The organism is Rhodococcus aetherivorans (assembly GCF_011058165.1).
Classification (GTDB): domain Bacteria; phylum Actinomycetota; class Actinomycetes; order Mycobacteriales; family Mycobacteriaceae; genus Rhodococcus; species Rhodococcus aetherivorans.
Map to the genome: position 1 here is coordinate 1 of NZ_JAALEG010000173.1, position 3,486 is coordinate 3,486.

The 3,486-nt window shown below is 73.6% G+C and carries 4 protein-coding genes and 1 pseudogene; all 5 read right to left on the reverse strand.

Going from position 1 to position 3,486, the window contains the following annotated elements:
- Positions 1–591: SLBB domain-containing protein (locus G6039_RS29860; RefSeq protein WP_164528188.1), on the reverse strand; the 591-nt coding region annotated here is incomplete at its 3' end.
- Positions 592–683: 92 nt separating this feature from the next.
- Entirely contained in the window at positions 684–1,502 is an 819-nt protein-coding gene (locus G6039_RS29865) for a DegV family protein (protein ID WP_029544382.1), read from the reverse strand.
- A gap of 5 nt (positions 1,503–1,507) precedes the next feature.
- Positions 1,508–2,281, reverse strand: a complete 774-nt coding sequence (octT, locus tag G6039_RS29870; protein ID WP_043797381.1) for a diglucosylglycerate octanoyltransferase — start codon at positions 2,279–2,281, stop codon at positions 1,508–1,510.
- Positions 2,268–2,921 (reverse strand): histidine phosphatase family protein, encoded by a 654-nt coding sequence (locus G6039_RS29875; RefSeq protein ID WP_006933762.1) that lies wholly within the window; start codon positions 2,919–2,921, stop codon positions 2,268–2,270. The genes octT and G6039_RS29875 overlap by 14 nt, the downstream gene beginning before the upstream one ends.
- Positions 2,922–3,055: 134 nt before the next feature.
- Positions 3,056–3,457 (reverse strand): annotated as a pseudogene (gene rsfS, locus G6039_RS29880) (ribosome silencing factor); the annotation flags it as partial.
- Positions 3,458–3,486 lie beyond the last annotated feature (29 nt).

Below are 3,486 nucleotides of genomic sequence, written 5' to 3' on the forward strand. Positions count from 1 at the left end.
GCCGCCGGAGCCGGACACCCCGCTCGCCGGCGGAACCGGCGGCGACGCACCCACCACGACCTGGTCTCCGTCCGCGAGCCGCTGCGCCAGATTCAGGGTGGTCAGGTCCGCACCGTCGAGGGTGCCGCCCGCGGCGGCGAGGGCGTCGGCGACCCGCGCGCCGGGCGCGACCCGCACCAGGCCGGGCTTGCCCACCAGGCCCACCACGCTGACCACCACCTCGTCCGGCGCCGTGTCCTGCCGGGACGCAACGGGGTCGGCCGCCGGTGCCGCAACCTCCACCGCCGGCAGCGGCGGTACCGGCTCCGCGACGGGACGATCGCCCCAGACCACGACGAGTGTGGCCAGCACCGCCACGACACCGACCGCGGCGAGGGCCCCGGCCCCACCCCGGCCGGTCTGCCAGCGCGCCGCGCGCAACCGCTCGAGCGGACCCGGCGGCTCGACGGTGCCGGCCGGGTCGTACCACGGGTGCGGGTCGTCGTCCGCCTGGTGCGGGATCGTCGGCGCCGCCGATGCCCGATCGCCGGCGGACCGGGCGATCGCGTCGAGCCGGCTGCGCACGAGATCGTGCTCGTCGCTGCTGCCCATGGCGCGACGCTAACCGGATCCGGCCGCCGTCCACGCGGCCGCCGAAGCGATCCGGCGAATCTGTGGATGAATCGTGTGCCTGTGGACAACCCCTACGCGCGGGAGACGACCACCCCGACGGCGCCGGGACCGACGTGTGCGCCGAGAACCGCGTCGAGTTCGGACACCGACAGCGCGGTGCCGGCGGGCAGCCGCTCGGCGAGCTGTGCGACGAGCTGTTCGGCGCGTTCGGGGGCCTCGCGGTGGTGGACGGCCACCGCGGTCACCGGGTCCGCGGTGTCGACGACGCCGTCGACCAGCTTCGCCATCGCCTTGGTCATGGTGCGGGTCTTCTCCCGCAGCACCAGCCGGCCGTCGACGAGGTGGAGCACCGGCTTCATCGCCAGAGCGGTGCCCAGCAGGGCCGTGGCGGTGCCGATGCGGCCGCCACGGCGCAGATGGTCGAGCCGGTCGACCACCAGCAGGGTCCGGCTGCGGGCGGCGACCTCCACAGCCCGTTCGTAGACGGCCCGCACGCTCGCACCGGACCGGGCCAGCTCCGCCCCCGCCAGGGCAGCGAATCCCAAACCCATTGCGGTGGTTCGACTGTCGACCAGCTGTACCCGGTCACCGAGGGCGTCGGCGGCGTAGCGGGCGGCCGACCAGGTACCCGACAGCTCACGGGACAGGTGCACGGCGACCACGCCGTCGCCACCGCTGTCCGACAGCGCCTCGGCGTACGCCTCCGTCAGTTCGGCCGGGGAGGGACCGGAGGTGGTGACGCCGGACAGGTCGGCGGGCAGATCGTCCACGCCCTCGCGCAATTCGACACCGTCGACGATCACGTGCAGCGGCACGACACGGATGTCGTACCGCTCCACCATTTCCGGGTCGAGACAGCACGACGAGTCGGTCACCACTACTACAGACACGCCGCCTACCGTATGTCCTCCGCGGCGGCGCGCGCATCCCGGCGCACCATCCGTACCGCCTCGAGAACCGCGGCGGCCACCTCGCTGTGCCCGTCCCAGCCCCAGTGGATGCCGTCCGGGTTCGCCGCGCCGGAGTGGATGTCCGCGTGCACGGCCTCGCCGAGATCGACCAGGGGAACCGACTTTTCGGACGCCCAGCGGTTGATCGCCCGGGCCGCGGCGGGACGGCCGCGGTGCACGGCGCGGTACTGCTCGCTGCGATGCACCGACGGCAGCGTGCCGATCACGGGCAGGTCCGGCCGCATGTACGCCAGCGACGCGCGGATGGTTTCGAGGTAGTCCACGCTGACCCGGGGCGGCAGGGCCACCGGCCAGCCGAGGGGCGAGAGCCGGGGCTGCAGCCATCCGTAGGTCTCCCGCACGACGCGGCGCAGGCGCGGCGGCCGCACGTAGCGCAGGGTCTCCCGCAGCGCCGTCGGCAGAGGGGACGGCAGGGTGTCCATGCCGCCCACGGCCAGCACGACGGCACCGGCCCGCGGGATCGTCGCCCACACGCGTGGATCCTGCGTCATCGCCCACCACGCGTCGCGTGTCGTCCACCCGATCCGCGCGACGAGTTCGACGTCCCAGTCGAGTTCCCGCGCCACGATGTTCGGCCAGATCCGCGGATGGTCCGCCGGCAGTCCGCCCTTCGGACCGTAGTAGCTGAGCGAGTCACCGATCACGAGCAGCGTCGGCCGCTGCGGCCCGGCCACCGGCCGTGGGTCAGAGGACGTCATCGGCCGCCACCGTAGCCGTCGCGTTCCACACGTCGAGCCGCCACGCGGGCTGGTCCCCGTATCCGCTGAGCTGGACCCAGCCGGTGTTGCCGAGTCCGCCGAGGACCGGCCACCGGTCGACCGGGAGATCGAGCAGTGCGGCGGTCAGTGCCGCGATCAGTCCGCCGTGCGCGACGACGATGATCGGCCGCTGCACCCACTGCTCGTGTTTGTCGAGCAGTTCCTGGATCACCGGGGCGCTGCGCCGGGCCACGTCGACCCGGCTCTCCCCCTCGGGAGGCGCCCAGGTGGCGTCGGCCCGCCACGCTGCCCGCGCCCCCGGGGACACCGAGTCCACGTCGTGGTGGGTCAGGCCCTGCCACCGGCCGAGGTGGGTCTCGCGCAGCCGCGGATCGATCGCCACCGGCAGGCCGGCCTGGTCACCGAGTTCGACGGCGGTGTCGTAGGCGCGCCGCAGATCGGAGGAGACGATCGCCACGGGCCGGTGCTCGACGAGGATCCGGGCGGCGGCCACGGCCTGACGCCGCCCCAGCTCGGACAGCTCGGTATCGAGCTGCCCCTGCATCCGGCTGGTGGCGTTGTACTCGGTCTGCCCGTGACGCACCAGGATCAGGCGCCGGACCGGTACCCGATGGGTCACCGGTCGCCCGGCGTGTCGTCCGCGGTGGGCGTGGCGTCGTCGGCCGCGGGCGACCCCGCGCCGGTGTCGTCGGCCGCGGGCGACCCCGCGCCGGTGTCGTCGGCCGCGGGCGACCCCGCGCCGGTGTCGTCGGCCGCGGGCGACCCCGCGCCGGTGTCGTCGGCCGGCGCGGGAGCGCCGATGCCGTCGACGGTGATCACCGGGCAGTCCTTCCACAGCCGGTCGAGTGCGTAGAAGTTGCGTTCGTCGTCGTGCTGGATGTGTACCACCACGTCGACGTAGTCCAGCAGCGTCCAGCGACCCTCGCGGGTGCCCTCGCGCCGCACGGGCTTGTGGCCTGCCAGCCGCAGCTTCTCCTCGACGTTGTCGACGATGGCGTTGACCTGACGCTCGTTGGCCGCGGAGGCGATCACGAAGCAGTCGGTGATGACCAGTTGCTCGGACACGTCCAGCACCACGACATCGGTGGCCAGTTTCTCGTCGGCCGCGCGGGCCGCGATGCGTGCCATCTCGATGGCTTCTGCAGTTGCCGTCACTGCGTGGTCTTCCTCTCGGGGTGGGGGTG